The sequence below is a fragment of the Pseudotabrizicola sp. genome (assembly GCF_030656345.1).
Taxonomy (GTDB): Bacteria; Pseudomonadota; Alphaproteobacteria; order Rhodobacterales; family Rhodobacteraceae; genus Pseudotabrizicola.
On sequence record NZ_JAUSNR010000015.1, the window covers coordinates 1 to 22,971 of the forward strand.

General features: G+C 65.9%; 21 protein-coding genes and 1 pseudogene. 20 read left to right on the top strand and 2 right to left on the bottom strand.

Annotation, left to right across the window (positions count from 1 at the left end; translation table 11 throughout):
• Positions 1-688, bottom strand: a pseudogene (locus Q7J44_RS07955) (indolepyruvate ferredoxin oxidoreductase family protein); the annotation flags it as partial.
• A 181-nt stretch (positions 689-869) separates the two neighbouring features.
• Between Q7J44_RS07955 and Q7J44_RS07960 the strand changes: the two are divergent.
• The 7 genes from Q7J44_RS07960 (at position 870) to Q7J44_RS07990 (ending at position 6,795) form a co-directional block, all read left to right on the top strand.
• A complete protein-coding gene (locus tag Q7J44_RS07960; protein ID WP_291217250.1) occupies positions 870-1,379 on the top strand; it encodes an Lrp/AsnC family transcriptional regulator in 510 nt (169 codons plus the stop codon).
• Positions 1,380-1,579: 200 nt separating this feature from the next.
• Complete coding sequence (locus Q7J44_RS07965) at positions 1,580-2,191, top strand: hypothetical protein (RefSeq protein ID WP_304878700.1); 612 nt, start codon at positions 1,580-1,582, stop codon at positions 2,189-2,191.
• 152 nt (positions 2,192-2,343) lie between these two features.
• On the top strand, positions 2,344-3,003 hold the full coding sequence (locus tag Q7J44_RS07970) for a hypothetical protein (protein ID WP_304878701.1): 660 nt from the start codon (positions 2,344-2,346) through the stop codon (positions 3,001-3,003).
• Complete coding sequence (locus tag Q7J44_RS07975; protein WP_304878702.1) at positions 3,000-3,461, top strand: hypothetical protein; 462 nt, start codon at positions 3,000-3,002, stop codon at positions 3,459-3,461. The genes Q7J44_RS07970 and Q7J44_RS07975 overlap by 4 nt, the downstream gene beginning before the upstream one ends.
• 6 nt (positions 3,462-3,467) lie before the next feature.
• Positions 3,468-4,298, top strand: a complete 831-nt coding sequence (locus Q7J44_RS07980; RefSeq protein WP_304878704.1) for a hypothetical protein — start codon at positions 3,468-3,470, stop codon at positions 4,296-4,298.
• Positions 4,295-6,268: an SdrD B-like domain-containing protein gene (locus tag Q7J44_RS07985; RefSeq protein WP_304878706.1), complete on the top strand. Its 1,974-nt coding sequence runs from the start codon at positions 4,295-4,297 to the stop codon at positions 6,266-6,268. The genes Q7J44_RS07980 and Q7J44_RS07985 overlap by 4 nt, the downstream gene beginning before the upstream one ends.
• Before the next feature lie 50 nt (positions 6,269-6,318).
• The gene (locus tag Q7J44_RS07990; RefSeq protein ID WP_304878708.1) at positions 6,319-6,795 is read left to right on the top strand and encodes a hypothetical protein; all 477 of its coding nucleotides are present in this window, start codon (positions 6,319-6,321) and stop codon (positions 6,793-6,795) included.
• 49 nt (positions 6,796-6,844) lie between these two features.
• Here the strand turns inward: Q7J44_RS07990 and Q7J44_RS07995 are convergent, their stop codons facing one another.
• Complete coding sequence (locus Q7J44_RS07995) at positions 6,845-7,969, bottom strand: IS630 family transposase (protein ID WP_304878710.1); 1,125 nt, start codon at positions 7,967-7,969, stop codon at positions 6,845-6,847.
• 338 nt (positions 7,970-8,307) lie between these two features.
• Between Q7J44_RS07995 and wbaP the strand changes: the two genes are divergently transcribed.
• The 13 genes from wbaP (at position 8,308) to Q7J44_RS08060 (ending at position 22,968) form a co-directional block, all read left to right on the top strand.
• Complete coding sequence (wbaP, locus tag Q7J44_RS08000; protein WP_304878712.1) at positions 8,308-9,873, top strand: undecaprenyl-phosphate galactose phosphotransferase WbaP; 1,566 nt, start codon at positions 8,308-8,310, stop codon at positions 9,871-9,873.
• On the top strand, positions 9,873-10,877 hold the full coding sequence (locus tag Q7J44_RS08005; protein WP_304878713.1) for a GDP-L-fucose synthase: 1,005 nt from the start codon (positions 9,873-9,875) through the stop codon (positions 10,875-10,877). Before wbaP ends, Q7J44_RS08005 begins: the two co-directional genes overlap by 1 nt.
• Entirely contained in the window at positions 10,874-12,043 is a 1,170-nt protein-coding gene (gmd, locus tag Q7J44_RS08010) for a GDP-mannose 4,6-dehydratase (protein ID WP_304878715.1), read from the top strand. Before Q7J44_RS08005 ends, gmd begins: the two co-directional genes overlap by 4 nt.
• A 76-nt stretch (positions 12,044-12,119) precedes the next feature.
• The gene (locus tag Q7J44_RS08015) at positions 12,120-13,382 is read left to right on the top strand and encodes a lipopolysaccharide biosynthesis protein (protein ID WP_304878717.1); all 1,263 of its coding nucleotides are present in this window, start codon (positions 12,120-12,122) and stop codon (positions 13,380-13,382) included.
• Positions 13,379-14,974, top strand: coding sequence for a GMC oxidoreductase (locus Q7J44_RS08020; protein ID WP_304878718.1), 1,596 nt, complete (start codon positions 13,379-13,381; stop codon positions 14,972-14,974). Before Q7J44_RS08015 ends, Q7J44_RS08020 begins: the two co-directional genes overlap by 4 nt.
• Positions 14,971-15,918, top strand: a complete 948-nt coding sequence (locus Q7J44_RS08025) for an aldo/keto reductase (RefSeq protein WP_304878720.1) — start codon at positions 14,971-14,973, stop codon at positions 15,916-15,918. The genes Q7J44_RS08020 and Q7J44_RS08025 overlap by 4 nt, the downstream gene beginning before the upstream one ends.
• Positions 15,906-17,177, top strand: coding sequence for an O-antigen ligase (locus Q7J44_RS08030; protein ID WP_304878722.1), 1,272 nt, complete (start codon positions 15,906-15,908; stop codon positions 17,175-17,177). Before Q7J44_RS08025 ends, Q7J44_RS08030 begins: the two co-directional genes overlap by 13 nt.
• Positions 17,174-18,187: an acyltransferase gene (locus Q7J44_RS08035; RefSeq protein WP_304878724.1), complete on the top strand. Its 1,014-nt coding sequence runs from the start codon at positions 17,174-17,176 to the stop codon at positions 18,185-18,187. The genes Q7J44_RS08030 and Q7J44_RS08035 overlap by 4 nt, the downstream gene beginning before the upstream one ends.
• Complete coding sequence (locus Q7J44_RS08040; protein ID WP_304878726.1) at positions 18,184-19,311, top strand: glycosyltransferase; 1,128 nt, start codon at positions 18,184-18,186, stop codon at positions 19,309-19,311. Before Q7J44_RS08035 ends, Q7J44_RS08040 begins: the two co-directional genes overlap by 4 nt.
• The gene (locus Q7J44_RS08045) at positions 19,308-20,456 is read left to right on the top strand and encodes a polysaccharide pyruvyl transferase family protein (protein ID WP_304878728.1); all 1,149 of its coding nucleotides are present in this window, start codon (positions 19,308-19,310) and stop codon (positions 20,454-20,456) included. Before Q7J44_RS08040 ends, Q7J44_RS08045 begins: the two co-directional genes overlap by 4 nt.
• Positions 20,453-21,037: a hypothetical protein gene (locus Q7J44_RS08050; RefSeq protein ID WP_304878730.1), complete on the top strand. Its 585-nt coding sequence runs from the start codon at positions 20,453-20,455 to the stop codon at positions 21,035-21,037. Before Q7J44_RS08045 ends, Q7J44_RS08050 begins: the two co-directional genes overlap by 4 nt.
• Positions 21,030-21,986: a nitroreductase family protein gene (locus Q7J44_RS08055; RefSeq protein WP_304878733.1), complete on the top strand. Its 957-nt coding sequence runs from the start codon at positions 21,030-21,032 to the stop codon at positions 21,984-21,986. Before Q7J44_RS08050 ends, Q7J44_RS08055 begins: the two co-directional genes overlap by 8 nt.
• Before the next feature lie 10 nt (positions 21,987-21,996).
• Positions 21,997-22,968: a glycosyltransferase family 2 protein gene (locus tag Q7J44_RS08060; RefSeq protein ID WP_304878735.1), complete on the top strand. Its 972-nt coding sequence runs from the start codon at positions 21,997-21,999 to the stop codon at positions 22,966-22,968.
• Positions 22,969-22,971: the final 3 nt, after the last annotated feature.

Here is a 22,971-nt window from a genome sequence, read left to right on the forward strand (position 1 = left end):
GCTCCGGGTCGATCATGGCCGTGGCGCTGCTTTCCACGATCTCCTGAATCGTCTTCATGCCCGCCCACACGCCGCTGAAGCGGCTCATGGCAATGGCGTGCAAGCCCAGGTCCAGAATGTCCTGCACCGAGGTCGGGAAGAACACCGGCAGGCCGCAGGCCTTGAAGATGTGGTCGCTCTGGTGCGCGGCGGTCGAGCTCTTGGCCACGTGGTCGTCCCCGGCCACCGCGATGACGCCGCCCCATGGCGTGGTGCCCGCCATGTTGGCGTGTTTGAACACGTCGGAGCAGCGGTCCACGCCCGGGCCCTTGCCGTACCAGATGCCGAACACGCCATCGAACTTGTTGATGCCGGGCGGCGCAAATCCCAGCTGCTGCGTGCCCCACAGCGCGGTGGCGGCCAGCTCTTCGTTCACGCCCGGCTGGAACACGATGTTCTGCGCCTTGAGGTGGGGCGCCGCCTTCTGCAAGGCCTGGTCGTAGCCACCCAGTGGGGAGCCGCGGTAACCGCTGATGAAACCCGCGGTGTTCTTGCCCACCAGGGCGTCGCGCTGGCGCTGCAGCATGGGCAGCTTCACCAGCGCCTGCACGCCACTCATGAAAGCGCGCCCCTGGTCGAGCGCGTATTTGTCGTCCAGCGTCACGGTTTCCAGGGCGCGGCGGATGTGTTCGGGCAGGGGGGCGTTCATCGTTGTGTCTCCGTGATGGGCAGGGTCGCCTCGTGGGCGTTTCATGGGCCGAAGCCGTGCGCCTCGTAGGCACACGGCTCCAGTGTGGCGCACAGTGTATGCCCCGTCGCGCGACAGGTGTTTGCGTTTCATGCCCGATTTATGGATGATCAAGCAACATTCTTTCTCCGAAGAGGCTCCCATGGAAACACTCGACAAGTTCGACATCACCATCCTGCAAGAACTGCAAAGCGATGGTCGCCTCACCAACGCCGAACTGGCCCAACGCGTGGGCCTCTCGGCCGCCCCATGCTGGCGCCGCGTGCGTGCGCTCGAAGAGGCTGGCTTCATACGCGGCTACCGCGCGGAGATCGACCGCGAAAAGATCGGGCTGGGCGTGCTGGCCTTCGTGCGCCTGGACGCCGACCGCAACAGCGGCGACGTCACGCGCAAGCTGGAGAACGCGATCCGCGAGATTCCCGAGGTCGTGTCCTGCCACTACATCAGCGGCTCCGGCACCTTCGAGCTGCAGGTGGTCAGCCGCGACCTCAACCACTTCAGCCAGTTCGCCCGCGAGGTCCTGCTCAACCTGCCCAACGTGAAGGACCTGCACACCAGTTTTTCTCTGGGTGAGGTCAAGTCGGCGAGTGCACTTCCGTTGTCTCACCTGCTGGCAAAAAGTACGAGCTCGGCAAACCGCTCCAGAACTTGAACATTTTTGTGGCCATTCGTCTAAAATTTTCGACCGTTGGGTAACAAAGTCGCCGTAAGTTGTTGAGATATGTGAATTTTTTCCCACTGCAAGCTTGCCAGCGCTTGTGCCATTTCGTAACATTGGGCCAACCAACCCCGTGGAGCAGGTACCTGAAAGTGCTCAGTCCACACATCTCACTTCCACTTGAAGGAAACGTCGTGAAAAAAGCCCTGCTGCTCAAAACCACCCTGGCCCTGGCCCTGGCCACTCCTTTGCTCGCTTCGGCCGAATCGCAGCTGGTCACCGCGGGAAATGCTCAGGCCGCCCTGGACTTTCGCGTCATCATCCCGCGCGTACTCTTTCTGGGTGTGGGCGCCGGCGCGCTCACGGTCCCCCCGGTCAACAACACATCCGTCAACCTGGTGACCTTCGACTACACGACCAACCCGGGCGCCGTCGGCGCTGGCGCGGGCTCGCCCGCCGCGGTCATCACCGGCGCCGTGGTGCCGGTGCGTGTGGTGGGCAACAACGGTCAGATCGTGCTCACCGCCGCCACCGTCGGCGCGTTGTCGAACGGCGTCCCGGGCGAAACCATTCCCTGGACCCAGATCACCGCCACCAGCAGCCTGGCTGCCCTGCCCAGCCCGGTGATTCCCGCGAGCGGCACGGGCGCCGGCAGCAACGTGACGCTGTCCTCCGGCACCAAGATCACCGACCGTACGGCCGACTGGACGTTCAGCTACGCCAACACGGCCGTGGTGCCTGCCGGCACCTACGGCGCGATCGTGGCCAACAACAGCCGTGTGACCTACACCGCCACCATGCCCTGAGTCTGCTTCAAGGAGGCGGCCAAGCCGCTCCCATTGAGATCGCGGAGGGTTTGCGTGGAGCAACCCTCCGTGATCATTTCAGGCCTTTGCAAAGGCATCGATGACAGTGCCCAACGGGAACCCTTTTGAACAGCCCCCGTCACAATGACACCATGAAGCGCACGACCCGCCGCATCACCGTCCGCCAGGCGGGCAGCGCCTGTCTGGCTTTGCTGTTCGTTGCGGAGATGGTCGCTGCTCATGCGTGGTCACTGAACGTCAACTCGGGCCAGCGTCGGTTGTTTTTGCATGTGGGCAACGGCACAGTCAGTGGCGCAAGCGGCACCCTCAACGGCGCCTCTCCCACGACCAACGCCACCCGCAACCGGGTGGAAGTGGCGGTGCCCTTTGCCCAGCTGGGCAACGGAGCGGCCCTCGCCATGACCAGCAACAGCACCCAGAACATCAGCCTGTACGGCGATGGCAACAACACCTGCCCGACACCCGCCAGTCAAGTCATGGTCGGTGCAGGTTTCCGCCGCAACTCCGGCAGCGCCAGCGCCACGCTCACCGTGGTTTCACCGGCCAACCTGACCAGCGCCGGCGGCGACACCATCCCGTTCACCCAGATCAGCTGGACCGTCTCCGCGCCAGGCAGTGGTGCGCCGAATGTGATACCTGCCGGCACCTTCAACGGTGGCACCCTGACCCTGGCCACCGTGCCCGGCAACACCTACCTCGAGAACTGCCACACCTTCAGCTATGCCAACAGCGCGGTGCGGGCAGCGGGCACCTACAACGGCACGGTGACCTACACCCTGACGGCACCATGAACCTGTCGAGTCGCCTGCTCGTGGGCATGCTGGGCGTCTTGATCGCCGGCGTTGCACTGGCCAACCCGCACCGGCTGGACGACTCGCTGAGCCACACCGTGCCACCCAATGTGCAGATGCAGTGGCTGCCCATGGCAAGAGGACAGGCGTCCTCGGGCGACATGGAAGCCTGGGTGCGCGTCAACATCCGCATCGATACGCGCGACTGGGTCGGTCGCAGCGGACGCATCTACATGGTGCTGCCGCGCGATCAGGCCTCGAACATCGAGGCGGTCTGGACCACCCAGGGCCGTCTGCAGGCTGGGCGGCTGGTATCCGGCGAACGAACCCTGGTGTACGCCGGCACGATCCCCGGCGCCACGCTGGAAGACCAGATGCAGGTGCGTCTGCGCTCGAATGCCGACTGGACGTCCAACAGCCGGCGCCTGAATTTCCACTTCGAACTCGACGTCGACTGAATCGCCATGCCGACTGTGTTGCCAGGATTGTTTGTCCGCACCCTCCATACGCTGCTGGGTTGGGCGTGTGTCGGGGTTGCCCTGTGTACGCCACTGGCTTCATGGGCCCAAGGCTTCGCTGCCTACATCACCCCACCGCGGTTCGAGGTGCAGGCGATTGCGGGTCAGTCGCTGCGCCAGGTGATCGAGATCCAGCACGCGGGTCAGCAGAAGGGAAACTACCGCATCTACACCGCCGACTGGAAACTCAATACCGACAACTCGGTGACCTTCAGCGACGAACTCGCCGCAGACAGTTGCCGGCCCTGGGTGGCGATCGAGCGGCGCGAGCTGGTAATCGAGCCTGGCGCGCGCTACCGCTACCGCTTCGAGATCACGCCCCCGCCCGGTACGCCGGCCCGCGAATGCCGCTTTGCCATCATGATCGAAGGCTTGGAGCCGGCCCAGGTTCAAGGCAGCCTGAACTTCCCGGTGGGTGGGCGCATCGGCGTGATCGTATACGCAGCCGTTGGAGACGCTGCGCCGCGGCTGGAGATTGCCAGCACCCGGGTGGTGACGGTGGATGGCAAGCCAACGGCCGTGGTCGATGTGCGCAACCTGGGCAACGCACATGGTCGGATGGGTGGCTTCGTCGATGGCACCGACGCCACCGGCGCACGCTTCGAGCTGGCACCTTCAGACCTGCCGATCCTGCCGGGCGAGACGCGAGCGGTGGCCCTCAGCCCGGTGGTTGAAGATGGCAAGCCGGTGCCCGAGGTGCGGTTTCCGCTGGTGGTCCGGGGCAAGCTTGAATGGGGCAAAAACAGCGTGCCGCTGGACACGCGCTTCAACCCATGACGAAAGGGGTGACGCGCCCGGCCCGTTGCCTGCTGGTCATCGTGGGAGCCCTCGCACCCCTGTCGTTTGCATGGGCGCAGACGGCGCCGCCAGCCACGGCCGTACCGGCCTACGTGGACCGTGTGATCGAAAACCTGCCGCCCGAGGCAACCACCGACGACACCGGCTACGAATACAACCGCGAGGGCTGGCCCCGTTTCCTGCGCCTGGAGACCCGGCTGGGCACGCAACCCTTCGACCAGACCCAAAGCACGCGCATCGGCTACGGCATCTATGGCCTGCTGGAAACGCCCAACCACGGAGCGCTGTCGGTGGACGGCACCTACGCGCCCCGCGACAGCAGCGGCACCCTCACCCTGCGCCAGCGGGCGATGCCGCTGGAGGGGGGCTGGCTCACCAGCAACGAGCTTGGCGTGATCAACGCCCCGGCACCCGAAATCACGCGCCTGCCGGGGCGCATCTACCTGCCATCGGCCATCCTCCAGGGCCTGAGCACCGAGCTGGAAAACCCCGAACAAGGCTTGCAGCTGCAGGCCTCCACCGGCGAGCCCGGGCGGCTGGACTTCCTGCCCGCCAGCGGATTCCGGTCATTGCCCGGGCGCCGCACCACCTTGTCGGGTCAATGGCGCATCAACGCTTCCGATGCCAGCCCGCTGTCTAGGCAAGGTTGGACGGCGGCGATGAAGCACGAAACCGCACGCGGCGTCAGCGAGCTGGACAGGCCCCAACAGGCCAGCGACTTCGTCAGCGCCGACTCCACCCTGCTGGCTCTGCGGCACGAAGGGACGGAGCATCACGTTCAGGGACAGTTGATCTCCACCCGGGCCACCAACGTGAGCGGCGCACGCAACGGTTTCTGGATCGACAGCGAGTGGCAAGAAGGGCCACGCCGACACGGCGTGGGCGCCTACCGGCTGGAGCCCGACCTGACCTGGGCCAACCTGCCGGTGGCCAACGACATCGTGGGTGCCTATGTGCGCTCGAACTGGCGCACGCGTCAGTGGTCGGCGGAAGGCTCGGTGGACTGGCTGGACTCGATCAGTGGACGCAGCGGCAGCGGCTATTTCGCCACCGGGTCTGCGCGCTGGCGCATCAACCGCGACCACACGCTGGGCGCCGGTGCAGCGGTGCGTCGCTTCAATGGCAACGCCTGGAGCACCTATGGTGACTGGCGCATGCAGAACAGCTGGGGCAGCACCGGCCTGAGGTTGGAACTCACGGGTGGCGAAGACCAGATCGCCTCCCGTGACCTGACCTGGGACCAGGAATGGATGGTGCCGCAGGGCTGGGCGCTGTCCACCAGCCTGGGCACCACCGCCTACAGCGCCGGCCAGAACCTGCCGGCGGAAACCACCTGGAACGGGGCGGTGAGCGTGGCCGCTCCGCTCTCCGGCCAGGCGGGCCTGCGCGGCAACCTCAACACCGAGCGCAGCAACAGCGGACAGACACGCCACAGCCTGAACGTGGGCGCCAACTGGCGGATCGACGCGCGCTGGAGCCTGGAGGGCAACTACAACCGCTCCTCCGGCCGAAGCCGCTTCAGCCCGTCACTCGACCCACTGGCGCCGTTGGCCGTGGTGATTCCGGAAAATGACCGCTCGTTCTACGCCGTGCTGCGCTATGAGTTCCAGGCCGGCAGCCGCGACGTGCCGCTCGGCGGCAAAGCGGCCGACGGGGGAGGGCGCATCGAAGGCACGGTGTACTTCGATGCCAACCGCAGCGGCACCCAGGAAGCCAGCGAAACCGGCGTTCCCAATGTCACTGTGTTCCTCGACAACCGATACGCCGTTCGCACCGACAGCCAGGGTCGCTTCGAGTTTCCGTTTGTGGCCAGCGGCCCGCGCACCGTGACTGTGCGCGGCGATACCCTGCCGCTGCCGTGGAACGTGGTCGACCAGGGCCAGGTCAAGGTGGACGTGCGCCTGCGAGAGAACATCGCAATGACGATCCCGGTACAGCGCAACGAATGAGCCCGGGGGGGCGCCCCTCAAGTTGGAGCGGTGGGTGTCGATAGTGGGACATGACCCGATTTTTGCGCCCTCTCCTTGCTGGACTGACCTCCATCCCCTTGCTGCTGATCCCGGCACCCGGCATGGGTGAGAGCCTGCTGGTCACGCAGGGACGCGCAGGCGCTTCACTGGACTTCCGCATCATCATCCCACCCATCATGCGGGTGCTGGAAAACAGCCACCCTTCACAACTGGTTCCGGTGGTCGGCGGTGACTGGAGCGCCGAGCAACGGCTGGTGGTGCTTTCCAACATGAGACGCGGCTTCTGCGTCACGTTGCGCATGAACACCTCGGACGTGGAAGCCTGGCGCTTGCAGACCGAGCAGTCCGGCGGCGTCACGCTCAGCCCAGTATCCGACGGCTACCGCTTGTGCACACCGCGCCCGGGGCGCTACACGCTGCTGCTGCAACACGAGTTCGAGGCCAGCGGCAACGGCGACATGCAGTCGCTGCGATGGCCGGTGCAGACAGACATCACGGCCCTCTGACCGAGCCGACCCGCCCGCGCAACCGCGTTTCGGGATGTAAGAACCCCACTCATGCCCAGACAGCGGTTACATCGACCTCTTGCTGCAGTGCACCATTTTGTTCTGCACTTAACGTCCAACGCGCCAGCGCGGCCTTCGCGCGGGTCACCTGGGCGGTGTCCGCAGCGCGGACCGTCCAGATGAAGGGCCTGGGTTCCTTGTCCAGCCGTTCGGTGTACTGGGCGATGGCTTGCTGAAGTTCGGGCACGCTGGTGAACCGGTCGCGGGCGATCCCATGGTGGTCGATCTCGCGAAAAAAACGCTTGACCGTGCTCAACCACGAGGTGTTGGTCGGGGTTGAGTGCACGACCAGGCGCGGGTGCTGGGCCAGCCAGGCCTGGACCTTGGGTCGCTTGTGCGTGGCCTGGTTTTCAACGATCAGGTGCAGCTGCAGATGCCTGGGCGTCTGGCGATCGATCAGGCGCAGGAACTTGAACCACTCCTCGTGGTGATGCCGGTCCTGGCACTCGGCAACCACGACACCCTCCAGCTTTTTCAGCGCGACCAACAGGCTTGTCAATTCATGGCGCACGCCGTCGCTGGCCACGGCTCCGGCAACCACGGGCTGGGTGCGGTTGTGCGTCTGGACATGGCCCTTCCCGGCACAGCTGAGCACCAGCACATGCTCGCGCGGGTTCACGTAGAGCCCCACGACGTCGATCCACCCGCCGTCGAGGCACAGAGGCGGCGGCGGTGAGACTTTGAAAGCCTCCATCAGATGCGGCTGGATGCCGTTGCGCCGCCACACCCGTCCGATGGTCGTGGCGCTCAGACCCAGATGCGAAGCCAGCGTGCGCGTACTCCAGTGCGAGCCTGTGGCCGGTTGATCTTGCAGCGTGGTGTGCAGGATGTGCGACTCGACCTCGGACGTCACGCTCGGTGTGCGCCCTGCACGCGAAGCGTCTTGCATCAATGCCTGCAGACCGCCTTCGATGAAGCGCTGCCGCCACAACGCCACTTGCCGCCGATCCAGCCTGACCTCTTGGGCAATGTCCTTGTTCTGCCAACCTTGCGCCGCCAGCAGGATGACGCTGGCACGTTGCTGTACACGTGCCTCCACCCGCCTGCCTCTGGACAGCGTGAGCAACTCGGATGAGGTCTTCTCATCCAGCTCGATCGCTTTGGCAACTCGCATCGTTTCAACCTCCTTGAGAACCGGGCCCTGTCGGAGAACACAAGAGCCATCAATTGCGGCGCATGCCGCCCATTCACCTTGAGTCATGGCATCGAAGCAAGGTTCGATCCAGCGCACTCCTCGTGGCGCAACTCAAGGCTCGTTACATGTCGAGCCGACACCTGCCATAAGAATGAAAAAACAAGTGCGCGACTGTACGTCAACGCACACAACGAAATCAGGGTGTCCATTCATGTCGTGCTTCAACCACCAGACGTTTCCACGCTCGATGCAGGTGCATTCGATGCACCCGCATGGGGTCCATGCAGTGACCACCGCCATCCGCAGGAGGCAGTGACATGGCCCGCGCCCGCCCCGCCGAGAGGCCGCCGCCAGCCGCAAGTGGCCCGAGCATCGTCGTCCCGTTCTACAACGAACACGACCTCGCCCGAAGTCTGGCCCCCTGGGCCAACCTCAACCAACGACAGCAGCAGGCCAAGGCATGTCTGGTGCTGACCGACCTGCTGGTGCTCGGGCTCTGCTTCGTCGCCGGGCGCCTGCCCGCGTGGCTGCTCCACGACATGAGCCTCCCGCAAGCGATGAACGTCTGGTGGTCTGCCAATGGCCACCTGCGCGTCATGCTGTTCGGCGCCATTGCCCTGACCATGGTGTGCTGGATGTGGACCGTGCAAGGCCACTACTCTGCTCACCGCCGCAAACCCTGGTGGGACGAAACCCGCCAGTTGATCCAGGTCATCGTGCTCGCAGCGCTGCTCGACGCCATGGTGATCTACCTCGCCAAGTGGCCGCTCTCGCGCTTGTGGACCGGGGCGACCTGGGGCCTCGTGCTGATCTGCCTGCCGCTGGCGCGCCTGGCCATCCGCTCATGGCTGTTGCGCGCCGGCCTGCTCACCCAGCCCTATGTGCTCATCGGCCATCCCGACGACGTCGAGAAGGCCGCCGCCGCACTGGCCAGCGAACCGCTGCTGGGCTACAAGCCCGTGGCCGTCGTCTGCCCCGACCCGGGCGCGCGGCTGGTCGAGCTCGGTGAGTACGTGGCCGCACCCACCGCGCTCAGTCCCGGCGTGCGGGAGTTTCTTGCCCGGCCCGGGCCCTACCAGCTGGTGGGCGTGCTCGGCATCCGGGACAACAACTGGCTGCGCGAACTCGCGCAAGACCTCATGCTCACCCGCGACGACCTGGTCATGGTGCCCGCAATCGGCGGCCTGCCGATCTACGGCATGGAGGTCTCGCACTTCTTCAGCCACGACGTGTTGCTGCTGCGCGCCCGCAACAACCTCAACCGCCGTGGTCCGCAAGTGCTCAAACGCGCGCTCGACATCGTGGGCGCTGCCGCCCTGCTGGTGCTGCTGACGCCGCTGTTCGCCTGGGTCGCGTGGCGCATCAAGCACGACGACGCCGGTCCTGTGTTTTTCGTACAGAAGCGCGTGGGGGTGGACGGCCAGCTGTTCGACTTCATCAAGTTCCGCAGCATGGTGATGGACGCCGACGGTGCGCTGGAGCGCTGGAAGACGGAGAACGAAAAGCTCTACGTGCAGTACCTGGCCAGCAACTTCAAGCTCGCCAATGACCCGCGCGTCACGAAGATCGGTCGCATCATCCGCCGCACCAGCATCGACGAACTGCCCCAGCTCATCAACGTCCTGCGCGGCGACATGAGCCTCGTGGGCCCGCGCCCGCTGCTGGCCCGCGAGCTGGGCGAATACGGCAAGAGCATCCGAGCCTACGGCAAGGCCCGCCCCGGCATCACCGGCCTGTGGCAGATCAGCGGCCGCAGCACCAGCACCTTCCAGCACCGCATCAACATGGACCTCTGGTACGTGCGCAACTGGTCGCTCTGGTACGACCTTGTGATCATGCTGCGCACCGTGCGCGTCGTGCTCCGACAGGAAGGCGCCTGCTGATGCCCACCCAACTCCCCTCCCCCATGAACAATCCTGAAACCATCTACGTGGCAGGTCACCGCGGCATGGTCGGCTCGGCCATCGTGCGCCAGCTGCAGGCCGCGGGCCACCCCGCCAGCCACATCGTCACCCGCACCCACGCCGAACTCAACCTGACCGACCAGGCCGCTGTCCGCGCCTTCTTCGCGGAGGCCAGGCCGCAGCAGGTGTACCTCGCCGCGGCCAAGGTGGGCGGCATCCACGCCAACAACACCTTCCCCGCCGACTTCATCTACCAGAACCTCATGATCGCGGCCAACGTGATCGAGGCCGCCTTCTGCAACGGCGTGCAGAAGCTGCTGTTCCTCGGCTCCAGCTGCATCTACCCCAAGCTCGCTCCGCAGCCCATGAACGAGCACGCCCTGCTCACCGGGCCACTGGAAGCCTCCAACGAGCCCTACGCCGTGGCCAAGATCGCCGGCATCAAGCTCTGCGAAAGCTACAACCGCCAGTTCGGTGACAGCCATGGCGTGGACTACCGCAGCGTCATGCCCACCAACCTGTATGGCCCAGGCGACAACTACCACCCGGAAAACAGCCACGTCATCCCCGCGTTGATCCGCCGCTTCCACGAAGCCAAGGCGTCCGGCGCGCCCGAGGTTGCCATCTGGGGCAGCGGAACGCCCCTGCGCGAGTTCCTGTATGTCGACGACATGGCATCGGCCTGCCTGCACGTGATGAACCTGCCCAAGGCCCTCTACGAGCAACACACCCAGCCCACGCTCAGCCACATCAACGTGGGCTACGGGTCGGACATGACCATCGCCGAGCTCGCCCACGGCATCGCGCGCGCCACCGGCTTCGCCGGCCAGATCCGCTTTGACACCAACAAGCCCGACGGCACGCCCCGAAAGCTCATGGACAGCAGCCGCCTGGGCCAATTGGGCTGGCAAACCAGCAAGGTCGATCTCTCCAGCGGACTGGCCTTGACCTACCAGGACTTCCTGCAGCAAACCGCTCAATGACGGACCCCATCACCATGACAAAGAACCCACCCGCTTCCCACATCCAGCCCAAGGTCGCCCTCATCACCGGCGTCACCGGGCAGGACGGCTCCTACCTTGCCGAGCTGCTGCTTGACAAGGGCTACATCGTGCACGGCATCAAGCGCCGCAGCAGCCAGTTCAACACCCAGCGCGTGGACCACATCTACCAGGACCCGCACATCGAAAATGCCCGGTTCAAGCTGCACTACGGCGACCTGAGCGACACCAGCAACCTGATCCGCATCGTGCAGGAAACGCAGCCCGACGAGATCTACAACCTCGGCGCGCAAAGCCATGTGGCGGTGAGTTTCGAGAGCCCGGAGTACACCGCCGATGTGGACGGCCTGGGCACGCTGCGCCTGTTGGAGGCCATCCGCATCCTCGGGCTGGAGAAGAAGACCCGCTTCTACCAGGCCAGCACCTCCGAGCTCTACGGTCTGGTGCAGGAAATCCCGCAAAAGGAAACCACGCCCTTCTATCCGCGCAGTCCCTACGCGGTGGCCAAGCTCTACGCGTACTGGATCGTGGTGAACTACCGCGAGGCCTACGGCATGTACGCCTGCAACGGCATCCTGTTCAACCACGAATCCCCGCGCCGCGGCGAGACCTTCGTCACCCGCAAGGTCACGCGCGGCCTGGCCAACATCGGCCAGGGACTGGAGCACTGCCTCTACATGGGCAACCTGGATTCGCTGCGCGACTGGGGCCACGCCAAGGACTACGTGCACATGCAGTGGTTGATGCTGCAGCAGGAGCGGCCCGAAGACTTCGTCATCGCCACCGGCGTGCAATACAGCGTGCGCCAGTTCATCGACATGGCCGCGAAGGAACTGGGTGTGACCCTGCGCTTCGAGGGCGAAGGCGTGAACGAGCAGGCCGTCGTGCAGTCGGTCGTGGGCGACAAAGCGCCCGCGCTCCAGCCGGGCCAGGTGGTGGTGAAGGTGGACCCGCGCTACTTCCGGCCCACCGAAGTGGAGACCCTGCTGGGCGACCCCAGCAAGGCCAAAGCCACGCTGGGCTGGGTGCCGCAGATCACGCTGCAGGCCATGGTGTCGGAGATGGTGGTCTGCGACCTGGCCGACGCGCGGCGCCACGCCCTGCTGAAACACCACGGCTACGCCGTGGCCGTGACCGGCGAACACTGAACCTGTTCGAACGCCCATGTCAGCTACACGCCCCTTGCGCGCACACCCACCCGTTCTGTCGTCGCTCGCCGGGCGCATGGCGTCGGGTGCCGGTGCGTACGGCTATGCGCAAGTGGTCAGCATCGGCACGCAGCTGGTGTCGCTGCCGCTGTTCCTGCACTACTGGGACATGGCCACCTACGGCTACTGGCTGGCACTCACCGCTCTGCCGTTCTATCTGTCGCTGGCCGACGCCGGCATCTCCACCGCGTCGAGCAACCAGATGATCGGTCTGATTGCGCAAGGCCAGAAGGCGCGGGCGGCCGAGGTGTTCCAGAGCGCGGTGGCATTTCTGTTGTCCGTCTCGCTGCTGGTCTTGCTTGTGGTGGGGGCCACCTTGCTGCTGCTGCCCGCCTCCCTGCTGGCCGTGCCGCAATGGAAAACGGTGCTCATGCTGTTGTCGGTCAGCGTGGTGCTCAGCCTCCTCTGCAGCCTGGCCGAAGTGGTCTACAAGGCTACCGGCGGCTACGCTGCGGGCACCTACCTGGTCACCACCGGCCGCCTGGCCGACTGGGCGGGCGGCCTGGTTGGCCTCGTGCTCACCCGGAGCTTCATCGGCGTCGCGTCGGGCGCGTTGCTCGCACGTGCGGCATACACGGTGCTGGCCATCGCGCTGAGCCAGCGCCGCACCGACTTTCTGCGCTGGGGCGTGCACAGCGCCAGCCTCGCCGACATCCGGCAGGCCGCCGCGCCGGGCATGCTGTTCCTCTCGCTCTCCCTGACCAACGCACTGAGCCTGCAAGGTTTCACCTTGCTGGTGGCAGCCACACTGGGCCCGGCCGCCACCGCAGTGTTCAACACCTACCGTACCGTCGCGCGCATCGTAGTGCAGGTCACCAACGCCCTGAGCAATCCGCTCTGGCCGGAACTCACCGCGCTCAACGGTCAGAAAGACGACGGCGCTTTCTGGCGGCTCTACCGCCGCGCCAACCGCCTGGGCATGCTGATCGCCGCCGCGGGCGCGCTGCTGGTGTACCTGGTGGCTCCGTGGCTGCTGGACCTCTGGACCCACGGCCAGATTCCCTTCACCGCCACCAGCATGGCACTGTTCCTGTTCTACGCGGCCGTGTGTTCGGCCACCCAGATTCCACGCGTGGTGCTCATGGCCATCAACCGGCATGGCGGACTGGCCTGGCAGAGCCTCGTGGCCGCGGTGGTCTCGCTCGGCGTGGCCTGGCTGATCTGGCGCAGCGCTGGCATGACGGGGGTGGTGGCCGCCATGGTGCTGGGCGAGGCCCTGGTCTGGTTCACCGCCACGCGCGCCGTGCACCGCTTGCGTACACCGAGGGCCGCCGCATGATCGTCGACCTCCAACACAGCCCGCCACCACAGGCGTCGCACGACGTGGTCATCGTCGGCGGTGGCACGGTGGCCCTGTTGCTGGCCGTGCTGCTGGAGCGCCAGGGCCAGCGCGTGCTGGTGCTGGAGACCGGCGGCGGCAGTTTCGAGGCGCCAGCCCAGCAACTCAACGAAGCCACCGTCACCGGCCGCGCCCACACCGGCATTGCCGTGGCGCGTGGGCGCGCTTTGGGCGGCACCTCCAACCTCTGGGGTGGCCAGCTCACCGGCTTCGTGCCGTCCGACTTCGAAGCCCGCCCGGGTGTGGCCGATGCGCCCTGGCCCATCACCTACGAAGACCTGCTGCCCTGGTACGAAGCCGTGGCCAAAGAACTGCGCCTGGCCGATGTGCTGGATGCATCCACGCCGCAGGCGCACAAGCTCTTCGGCGAGCACTACCCCGACATTCCCGGCTTCACCCTGTTCCTGACGCGCTGGCTCAAGGAGCCCGCAATGGCGCGGTACTTCCACGAACGCCTGCAAAACGCGCCGAACCTCACCGTCTTGCTGCACGCCCACGCCACGGGGCTGGATCTCGCGCCCGATGGTGAACGCATCGCGTCGGTCCGGGTGGCGCAGCCCGACGGAACATCGGTCTCCATCCGTGGCCAGCGCTTCGTGCTCGCCAACGGCACCATCGAAATTGCCCGCCTGCTGCTCGCCAGTGCGGCCGAGCAGCCCCAGGCCCCCTGGGCGGACAACACGTGGGTGGGCGCGGGCTTTCAGGACCACCTGGAGATGCGGGGCGGCCGGGTGCACCTGCTGGACAAACCCCGCTTCCTGCTCACCTTCCAGAACATCGTGCTCGGTGGCCACAAATACCAGCCCAAGCTGCGGCTGGACTCCGGCGTGGTCAACACAGGCGCGGATGCGGCGCTCAACGTCACCGGCTACTTCGCGTTCGAGTCCAGCATCGCGGAACACCTGCAGCACTTGAAAGTGCTGGTCCGGTCACTGATGCGCGGCGGACTGCCGAAGCAAGGCCTGGGCGACATGATTCGCCACATCAAGGGCATGGGCAGCGCCTGGTTTCCGATGATCGTGCAGTACCTGCGGCACCACCGCATCTACAACCCGGGCGACCGCGGTGTCTGGCTCGTCATGCACGCCGAACAGCTGCCCCGCGACGACAGCCGCATCACGCTCGACCCCGAGCGCAAAGACCGCTTCGGCATGCCACTGGCGTCGCTGGACTGGCGCATCGGCGGCCAGCCCGAGGTGTGCGCCATGGCCGCCTTTGTGCGCCGGATTGGTGACAGCCTGCTGGCGGCCGGCCTGGCCCGTGTGGAAATCGACGCACTGCTCGACACCGAAGACACCCGCGTGCTCGACCAGGCTCGCGACACCTTCCACCAGTGCGGCGGTGCGCGCATGGGCCACCACGCCGGCGACGGCGTGGTCGACAGCGAGCTGCGCGTGTTCGGCACCAGCAACCTCTTTGTGGCCGGTGCTGCCGTGTTCCGCACCTCCAGCTACGCCAACCCCACCTTCACCGCCATGGCACTGACGGCCCGCCTGGCCGAGCGGCTGCAGCGCGAACCGTCCACCGCATGACGATGGACAGCTCCACCGACCTCATTTCGCAACGGCTGGGCTTTGGCTGCGGCCGGCTCAAGGGTGGCCATGAGAAGGCCAATGCCCTGCGGCTCGTGCATGCGGCGCTGGACCTGGGTGTTCGCCACTTCGACACCGCGCCACCCTACGGGCTGGGCATGTCTGAATCGGTGCTCGGCGAAGCCCTCAAGGGTCGGCAAGAGACCGTCACCGTGTTCACCAAGGCCGGGCTGGCGCGCCCGGCTTCGCCCGGCCTCCTGCAGACGGCGCGGGCCATCGTCAAGCCCCTGGCCAGGCACATCCCCGGCCTGCGCAACGCTGTGCTCAAGGGCATGGCCCAACGCGCTGCCCAAGCCAACTTCAACCCAGACTTCATCGCCCGGTCTTTGGAGACCAGCTTGCGCATGCTCCGACGCGAGCGGGTGGACGGCCTGCTGCTGCACGAAGCACAAGACCACGACACGGTGGAACCCTTGAAGCCGCTGTTCGAGCGCTGCATCGCCCAAGGCCAGCTGGGCGCCTATGGCAGCTCCACCGGCGAGTCACGCGACCAGCTCGTGCGCTTCGGCACGGTCCTGCAATACCGCTGCCCGATGCCCGGCCTGGACGGGGCACCACCCGCAACCACCGACATCCTGCACGGCGCGTTCCGTTTCATCGCCCCCGCCATCGCACAGCAGCTGGAACGCGACAGCCAGCTCAAAGACGAACTGGCCAGCTTGCTGCCCGCCGGTACCGATCCGACTGCCGCCACCGGCGCACTCGCCCTGGCCTACGCGCTGGACCGGAGCCACAACCGCCTGCTGTTCTCGACCAACCAGCCGCAACGCCTGGCCACCACGCTGGAACAGGTGCGGCACATCACCGGCTCGGCCCGGTGGCGGTCCACGATGCAGGCGCTTCAAGCGGCCTTCAACCACACAGGTGTGTCATGCGCGGCCTGAACACACGGCTGTCGCGCTGGCTGCTGGGCGGCGCCATCTACCTCACCGGGTGGTACTCCGAGGGCCCGGCGCTGCAGGCCTCCCAGATGGGCGCCATCAGCCTGCTGCTCCTGGCGGGCTTCTTTTCCGCGCTGTCCGGCGACACTCTAAAGATTCGCCCCAGCCTGGTCGAATGGCTGTTCGGCATCGCCTTCCTGTTTGCCATGCTGGTGGCGTGGATGACGGGCAACGTGCTGTCCACGATGTACGGCGCCATGCTGTTGCTGGTGCTGGTGGCCATTGCGTTCCTGATCCGGCACCGGAGCGCGGCCGAGCTGATCGCCGTGTTCCGCTGGGCCTACGTGGCGCTGGTGGGCACGGTGCTGGCCCTGGAGTCCCCGGCCTTGTTCGCCTCGCTCGTGGGCAGCGTGGAATACGGCCTGGGACTCGTGCGGTACCAACCGCTGGGCATGCACCCCAACCTCAGTGGCCTGGTGTACGGCGGTGGCGCCCTGCTGTTCCTTCAGCGCTGGCTGGCTGCGCCCACCCGGTCGCAAAAGGGCTTTGCGCTGGCCATGGTGGCGCTGTGTCTTTGCGTGCTGCTGGCCGCCTCGGCCCGCGCCGGCATGCTCGCGCTGGCCGTTGCCGGCGCAACGGGCATCAGCTTGATTGCCTTGCGCGGCTCGCGCCGCTCGCGCATGAGCCTGGTGCTCGCGGCGCTCATCGGCGTGGGCGTTGTCCTCTTCAACTGGGCGGCCATCAAGGACTACCTCTCGCTCATCCTGGACATCGACTCACCCACCCGCGGCGTGGAGTCCGGCGCCACCGGTCGCACCGACATCTGGCGCGCCGGCATCGAACTGGTGTTCTCGGACGCCTCGTTGCTGTTCGCAGGCCGGGGCATCCGCTCGGCGCTGCCCGAGATCATCGGGTTCCCGGTCGAGAGTTCGTACATCAACCTCGCGCTGGAACACGGCATCTTTTTCGGCTCACTCATCACGCTGTCGTTCGTCGTCACGGCCGGCCGCGCGCTTCAACAGGGTCTCAACCCAGGCCAGCACAGGTACCAGCTGTTCATGGTGGGACTGATGCTGGTCTTCATGCTGGCCCAGTCCTTCTTCAACCGCTACCTGATCGGCGTGGGCAATCCCTATTCGCTGTGGATCCTCGTGTTGCTCCTGCAAGTGAACCTGAGTCCGATGGCCACCGCCACCCACCGATCGCGAAACGCCTCGCGATCGACCCTTCCATCACACAGCCTGGATCGGATCCCGACATGACACGCAGACACACAGACACCACCCTCATGCTGTGCCTGGCCACGGTGTTGATCACCTTGTCGCACCTCGACGCCTTCGTGCCGGACCCACGCATCGCCACCGGCGGCGCGATCGGCAACTCGCTGTTCTTCTTCCTTTCGGGCTATGGGCTGGCCATGAGCTTGAATGCCGCCGGGTCGGACGCAACCAGCCCCTCGCTGCTCGCCTACCTAGGCAAGCGGCTCTCACGCCTGTACCCCGCCGTCCTGATCGTCGCCTGTGCCATGCTCGCCACCCTTCAGATCCAGATGGTCAGCATCACCGACATCGTCGCGGCCTTTGTCTGGCCCACGCCGTTCTGGTTCATCTCGGCGGTGGTGGTGTTTTATGTGCCGATCTTCTACCTCGCGCGCCTGCAGCCCGCCGGCATCGCCACAGCCATGGCGGCACTGCTTGTGCCGTACGTCTTCTTCTACAGCCGGCTGGATTTGTCGCAGTTTGTGGTCGAAGGCCCGGACTATTTCAAGTGGATCAACTACTTCGGCATCACGCTGATGGGCTGCCTGGTGGCGCGCCTGAAGCTCACCCCGAAGCTCAGCCTGTTCACCGTCGCGGCACTCCTGATGTCACTGCTGCTGTTCCTCGTCACCAAGCTCACGGTGTTCCGGTACGACATGGGCCACCTGCAGTTCCTGTTCCACGTCTGGCTCTACCCCATCGTCTTCTTCAGCTTTCACATCTTCTCCTCCGAGGCGGTTCTCAAGCCCCTGCGGGCCACGCCCCTGTTCCCCGTCGTCGCGCTGCTGGGCGGCCTGACCCTGGAGATCTACCTGACCCAAACCGCCTGGATCCACTGGCTGGAAGCGCAGAACTACGACTTCGGCCACACCGTTCTCCTGCTCATGGCCCTGGTGCCCGTGTTGGTGTTTTCGGTGCTGACGCAGTGGCTGTCCCAGCGCCTGACGGCCGGCGCATCGCGCGTGCTCCACAAGCCCCGGGTGAACCCACAGAAACCGGTCGACCTGACATGAACTTCGTCTTCTGGCATTCCTACCTCATGTTCCACCAGGCCGCGTACATCCGCGAGCTGGCGAACATGCCCGGCAACACGGTGCACTGGTGCGTGGACGAGGCCTTGCCCCGCCGCTACCGCGAGCGCGGCTATCCGGTGCCGCACACCGGCCAGGTCCAGGTGCACGTGGCGCCCACACCGGCGCAGATCGCCGAGCTGGCATCGCTGCCCGACTCGGTGCAGGTGTTCTTTGGCCTGCGGGGTTTCGCCCTGCCGCTGGCCGCCTTCAAGGCCAGCCTGGGCGAGCCGGTGCACCGCTTCCTGATGACGGAGAACCGCTACGAGCCGGGCGCACAGCTGCTGCCCCGCTGGCTGGTCTACACATGGGACGCGCTGCGCTACCGCCGCCACCTGAGCGGCGTGTTCTGCATCGGCCATTCGGGCCGTTACGGTGGTGCGCGGTTCTTCTCGGCCTGCGGCTACCCGGTGGATCGCATCGTGCCCTTCATCCACGTGGTGGACAGCACACCGGTGCAACACCTGCCGGTGCAGCGCGATCACAAAGAAATCCTCTTTGTGGGCCAGTTGATCGTGCGCAAGCGGGTCGATCTGTTGTTGCAGGCCTTCAGCCAGCTCGACGTTCCCTCGGCCCGCCTGCGCATCATTGGCCAGGGTGAAGAAACGCAGAACCTTCAGCGGCTCGCCATCCAGCTCGGCGTGGCCGGGCGGGTGAGCTTCTCGCCGGGCATGCCCAACGCCGAGACCGTCGCGGCCATGGCCTCGGCCGACGTGCTGGTGCTGCCCAGCCGGTTCGACGGCTGGGGCGCGGTGGTCAACGAAGCCTTGATGGTGGGCTCCCCCGTGATCTGCAGCGACCGCTGCGGCGCCAGCGATGTGATCGAGAACGGGCGCAATGGTTATGTGTTCGAGGCCGGCAACGCCAGCGCGCTGGGGGAGCGCCTGCAGCGCATCTGCGAGGACTTCCAGTGGGACCGCGCTGCGCTGGCGAGCGCCGAGTCCGTGCGCCTGGGCGGAGCGGCGGTGGCCGCGCGCTTTCAACGCAACGTCCGGCGACTGCTCGCCACCTGCCCGGCCCACAGCCCGCGCGGCGCAACCCCCACCCAGAAGATTCTCAAAAAATGAACGTCGGCATCCTCACCTTCCACTTCAGCGACAACTACGGTGCCGCGCTGCAAGCCTATGCCTTGCGCCGCTGGATGAACGAGCGAGGCCACCACGCCAGCTTCATCGACTACCGGCCGGCGCACATCGAACACGGTGGCAGCCTGTGCCTGCCCACGTCACCGGCCAAACTCAAGGCCAACCTGAAGGTGGTGTATCTGGCGGTGTCGTCATTCATCAACGAGCACTTCGGCAACAAGAGCCAGAAGGCGAAGTTCGATCAATTCCGTGAGCGCTTCCTGGATGTCAGGCCCGATGCCGCGCCCACCGACAACAGCGCATCGCTGGCCGCCGCGCGGTCGTTCGACCTGCTCGTGGCGGGCAGCGACCAGATCTGGAGCCCGTCCCAGCATTTCGGTTTTGATGCGAACTACTTTCTGGCCTTCGCCAAGCGCTACCCCGCCCGAAAGATCTCGTACGCCGCCAGCTTCGGTCGGGACCGGGTGTCCGCGTCGGAAGCGGCGCAGCTGCCGCCGTTGCTGCGCAACTTCGATGCCATTTCGGTGCGTGAAGCCTCCGGTGTCACGCTGGTCGAACGCGCCACCGGGCACAAGCCGGCCAACGTACCCGACCCCACGCTGCTGCACAGCGACTACACGGAGCTGACCGAGAGCGCGCCGTCCACGCACGACGAGTCCTACCTCTTTTGCTACGGGCTGCGCTCGCCCGACAACATCCGTCAAACAGCCGAACTCGTTGCACAACAACTGGGTTGCCCCATCCGTTCGCCGCACAACCCGCACCGGCGCTGGGTCGAGATCGGCGACACCGTCCATCCCGATCCCGGCGAGTGGGTCGCCTTGATCAAGAACGCACGGTTTGTGGTGACCAACTCGTTCCACGGCACGGTGTTCTCGCTGCTGTTCAAAAAGCCCTTCATCGTGGCCGGGCTGACGGGCGACAAAGCCGCCGCCAATGCCCGCGCGATCCACCTGCTGCGCGCCGTCGGACTGGAAAGCCGTTTTGCGCCGGCGTTCTCGGCGCAGAACACCCAGGCCCTGATGGCGCGGGACATCGACTGGGCCGACGTGGACCAGCAGCTGTCGGAGCTGCGACGGGCCGGCAACGCATTTCTGAGCACGCAAATGGAGGCCGCAGCCCCATGAGCGAATCCCTGAACGACGTCACGCGCGACTTCCGCTCGCTGCGCTACCGCAGCGACTTCAGCACCGCGGCCAAGCTGCGGCGCTTCGCGTGGGAAGTGGTGTGGCTGCTGGCCTTCAGGCCCACGCCGCGCTGGGCGCTGCACGGGTGGCGGCGCCAGCTGCTGCGCTGGTTCGGCGCCGAGATCGGTGATGGCTGCCGCATCGCACCCAGCTGCCGCGTGTGGGCACCGTGGAACCTCGTCATGGGCGAGTTCTCGGCGCTCGGCGATGGTGTGGACTGCTACAGCATGGGCCGCATCACCCTGGGCTCCAAGGTCGCGGTGAGCCAGCGCACTTTTCTGTGCGCCGGCTCGCACGACATCCATTCCCTCTCCAGGCCCTTGATCACCGGCCCCATCGTGATCGAAGACCACGTGTGGATCGCGGCGGAGTGTTTTGTGCACCCGGACGTGGTGATCCGGGAAGGTGCCGTCATCGGCGCGCGTTCGGTCGTGCTCAAGGAAATGCCCGCTTGGTCCGTCTGCGCCGGCAACCCGTGTCGAAAGATCAAGGACCGTGTGGTGAAGGAACGCCATGTTTGACAAACTGGCCAAGGTGGTCGGCATCTTCAGCGAGGCCCTGCGCGACGCTCTCTTGTTCCTGCGGTTCAACTCGTACTCGCCGCTGGTGGACAAGTCCCGGCGCGCGTTCTACAAAATCATCATCGAAGCCCACACGATCGAGAAGGGGCTGTCGCTGCCGAACCCGAAGCTGCTGTTCGGCAAGGACAAGATCCGTTTTGTCATGGCCGCACTGTCGCGCTACGACCTGCAGCACTCTGCCGTGCCCGCCCACATGTCGCTGGGCGCCCTGGACGCCTACGTGAACTTCCATGCCAAGGTGGGCGCGTCCGACCCCTTGCTCGACGAGATCGCGAACTACCTGAAAACCTGGGAAGCGAAACTGCCCCGGCCCTGGAAGGGTGGCACGCGTGACTACTCGTTCAATGGCCAGCCACCGAGCAGCCTGCAGCACCTGATGGCCAGCCGCTCCAGCATCCGCACGCTCCAATCCACGCCGCTGCACCCCGACCGGATACTCGAAGCGATCGCACTCGCACAGCTCGCGCCCTCCCAGTGCAACCGCCAGTCATCGCGGGTACATGCCTACCAGGACCCCGAGCGCATCCAGGCGCTGCTGGCCCTGCAGGGCGGCTCGCGCGGCTTTGCGGGATCGGTCGGCAACCTGTTCGTGGTGAGCTCGGACATCTGCGCCTGGGGTGGCCCGGGGCAACGCAACCAGGCGTATGTCGACGGTGCGCTGTTCGCCATGTGCCTCATGTTTGCCTGCCGCTCGATGGGCTGGGGCGCCTGCCCGCTCAACCTCGCCATCAACCACAAGACCGAGTCCGCGATCCGCAGCGCGGGCGACATACCGGCCGGTGAGCGGCTGATCATGATGATCGCCTTCGGTGAACCCATCGCCCCCGACACCCGGGTGGCTTTCTCGCCGAGAAGGCCGGTGGCGGAAATCGCCACGCTGCACGCATGAGGAGATTTCCATGACCATCACGGCGATCATCCTGACGTACAACGAGGCCCTGCACATCGAGCGCGCCATCCGGTCCATCCAGCCATTCACCGACCAGATCTGCGTGGTCGACTCCGGCTCCACCGACGGCACCACCGAGATCGCGCGCAGGCTGGGGGCCGAGGTGCACACGCACGCGTTCGTCAACCAGGCCAAGCAGTTCCAGTGGGCGCTCGACACGCTGGTCATCCGTGGCGACTGGGTGCTGCGCCTGGACGCCGACGAAATCATCGAACCCGACCTCGCGCGCGAGATCGCCGACCAGTTGCCGCTGCTGTCGGGCGAGGTGGTGGGCGTCAACCTCAAGCGCAAGCACATCTTCATGGACCGTTGGGTGCGCTTTGGTGGGCGCTACCCGCTGGTGATGCTGCGCCTGTGGCGCCATGGGCACGGCCGCATCGAAGACCGCTGGATGGACGAACACATGGTGGTCTGGGGCGGGCACACGGTCACCTTTGACGGCGGCTTTGCCGACCACAACCTCAACGACCTGAGCTACTTCGTCGACAAGCACAACAAGTACGCGACGCGCGAAGCCATCGAAGTGCTGAACCAGCGGCTGGGCCTGTTCGGCCGCGACGAAGGGCTCAACGCCCACAGCGCTTCGTTCCAGGCCTCGTCCAAGCGCTGGGTCAAGGAACGCATCTACAACCGCATTCCCTTCACCGTCAGCGCCACCCTGTACTTCTTGTGGCGCTACATCTTCCAGCTGGGTTTTCTGGACGGCCGCAGCGGGCTGGTCTACCACTTCCTGCAGGGTTTCTGGTACCGCTTTCTCGTGGGCGCCAAGCTCATGGAGCTGGAGCGGGCCGTGGCCCACCTCGACGACAAGGCCGCCATCTGCGCCGAGCTGAGCCGCCTGACCGGACACAAGCTGGTGGCGCAGAGCGCGCCCGTGGCGAACCCGGCCGTCAACCAAGACCGGCTGGCACCCCGCCTCTGACCC

Bases quoted from the DNA above. Each gene is read 5' to 3' on its own strand.
- Q7J44_RS07960 (WP_291217250.1), top strand. From the start codon at position 870: ATGGAAACACTCGACAAGTTCGACATCACCATCCTGCAAGAACTGCAA.
- Q7J44_RS07970 (WP_304878701.1), top strand. From the start codon at position 2,344: ATGAAGCGCACGACCCGCCGCATCACCGTCCGCCAGGCGGGCAGCGCC.
- Q7J44_RS07975 (WP_304878702.1), top strand. From the start codon at position 3,000: ATGAACCTGTCGAGTCGCCTGCTCGTGGGCATGCTGGGCGTCTTGATC.
- Q7J44_RS07980 (WP_304878704.1), top strand. From the start codon at position 3,468: ATGCCGACTGTGTTGCCAGGATTGTTTGTCCGCACCCTCCATACGCTG.
- Q7J44_RS07985 (WP_304878706.1), top strand. From the start codon at position 4,295: ATGACGAAAGGGGTGACGCGCCCGGCCCGTTGCCTGCTGGTCATCGTG.
- Q7J44_RS07990 (WP_304878708.1), top strand. From the start codon at position 6,319: ATGACCCGATTTTTGCGCCCTCTCCTTGCTGGACTGACCTCCATCCCC.
- Q7J44_RS07995 (WP_304878710.1), bottom strand. From the start codon at position 7,969: ATGCGAGTTGCCAAAGCGATCGAGCTGGATGAGAAGACCTCATCCGAG.
- wbaP (WP_304878712.1), top strand. From the start codon at position 8,308: ATGGCCCGCGCCCGCCCCGCCGAGAGGCCGCCGCCAGCCGCAAGTGGC.
- Q7J44_RS08005 (WP_304878713.1), top strand. From the start codon at position 9,873: ATGCCCACCCAACTCCCCTCCCCCATGAACAATCCTGAAACCATCTAC.
- gmd (WP_304878715.1), top strand. From the start codon at position 10,874: ATGACGGACCCCATCACCATGACAAAGAACCCACCCGCTTCCCACATC.
- Q7J44_RS08015 (WP_304878717.1), top strand. From the start codon at position 12,120: ATGGCGTCGGGTGCCGGTGCGTACGGCTATGCGCAAGTGGTCAGCATC.
- Q7J44_RS08020 (WP_304878718.1), top strand. From the start codon at position 13,379: ATGATCGTCGACCTCCAACACAGCCCGCCACCACAGGCGTCGCACGAC.
- Q7J44_RS08025 (WP_304878720.1), top strand. From the start codon at position 14,971: ATGACGATGGACAGCTCCACCGACCTCATTTCGCAACGGCTGGGCTTT.
- Q7J44_RS08030 (WP_304878722.1), top strand. From the start codon at position 15,906: ATGCGCGGCCTGAACACACGGCTGTCGCGCTGGCTGCTGGGCGGCGCC.
- Q7J44_RS08035 (WP_304878724.1), top strand. From the start codon at position 17,174: ATGACACGCAGACACACAGACACCACCCTCATGCTGTGCCTGGCCACG.
- Q7J44_RS08040 (WP_304878726.1), top strand. From the start codon at position 18,184: ATGAACTTCGTCTTCTGGCATTCCTACCTCATGTTCCACCAGGCCGCG.
- Q7J44_RS08045 (WP_304878728.1), top strand. From the start codon at position 19,308: ATGAACGTCGGCATCCTCACCTTCCACTTCAGCGACAACTACGGTGCC.
- Q7J44_RS08050 (WP_304878730.1), top strand. From the start codon at position 20,453: ATGAGCGAATCCCTGAACGACGTCACGCGCGACTTCCGCTCGCTGCGC.
- Q7J44_RS08055 (WP_304878733.1), top strand. From the start codon at position 21,030: ATGTTTGACAAACTGGCCAAGGTGGTCGGCATCTTCAGCGAGGCCCTG.
- Q7J44_RS08060 (WP_304878735.1), top strand. From the start codon at position 21,997: ATGACCATCACGGCGATCATCCTGACGTACAACGAGGCCCTGCACATC.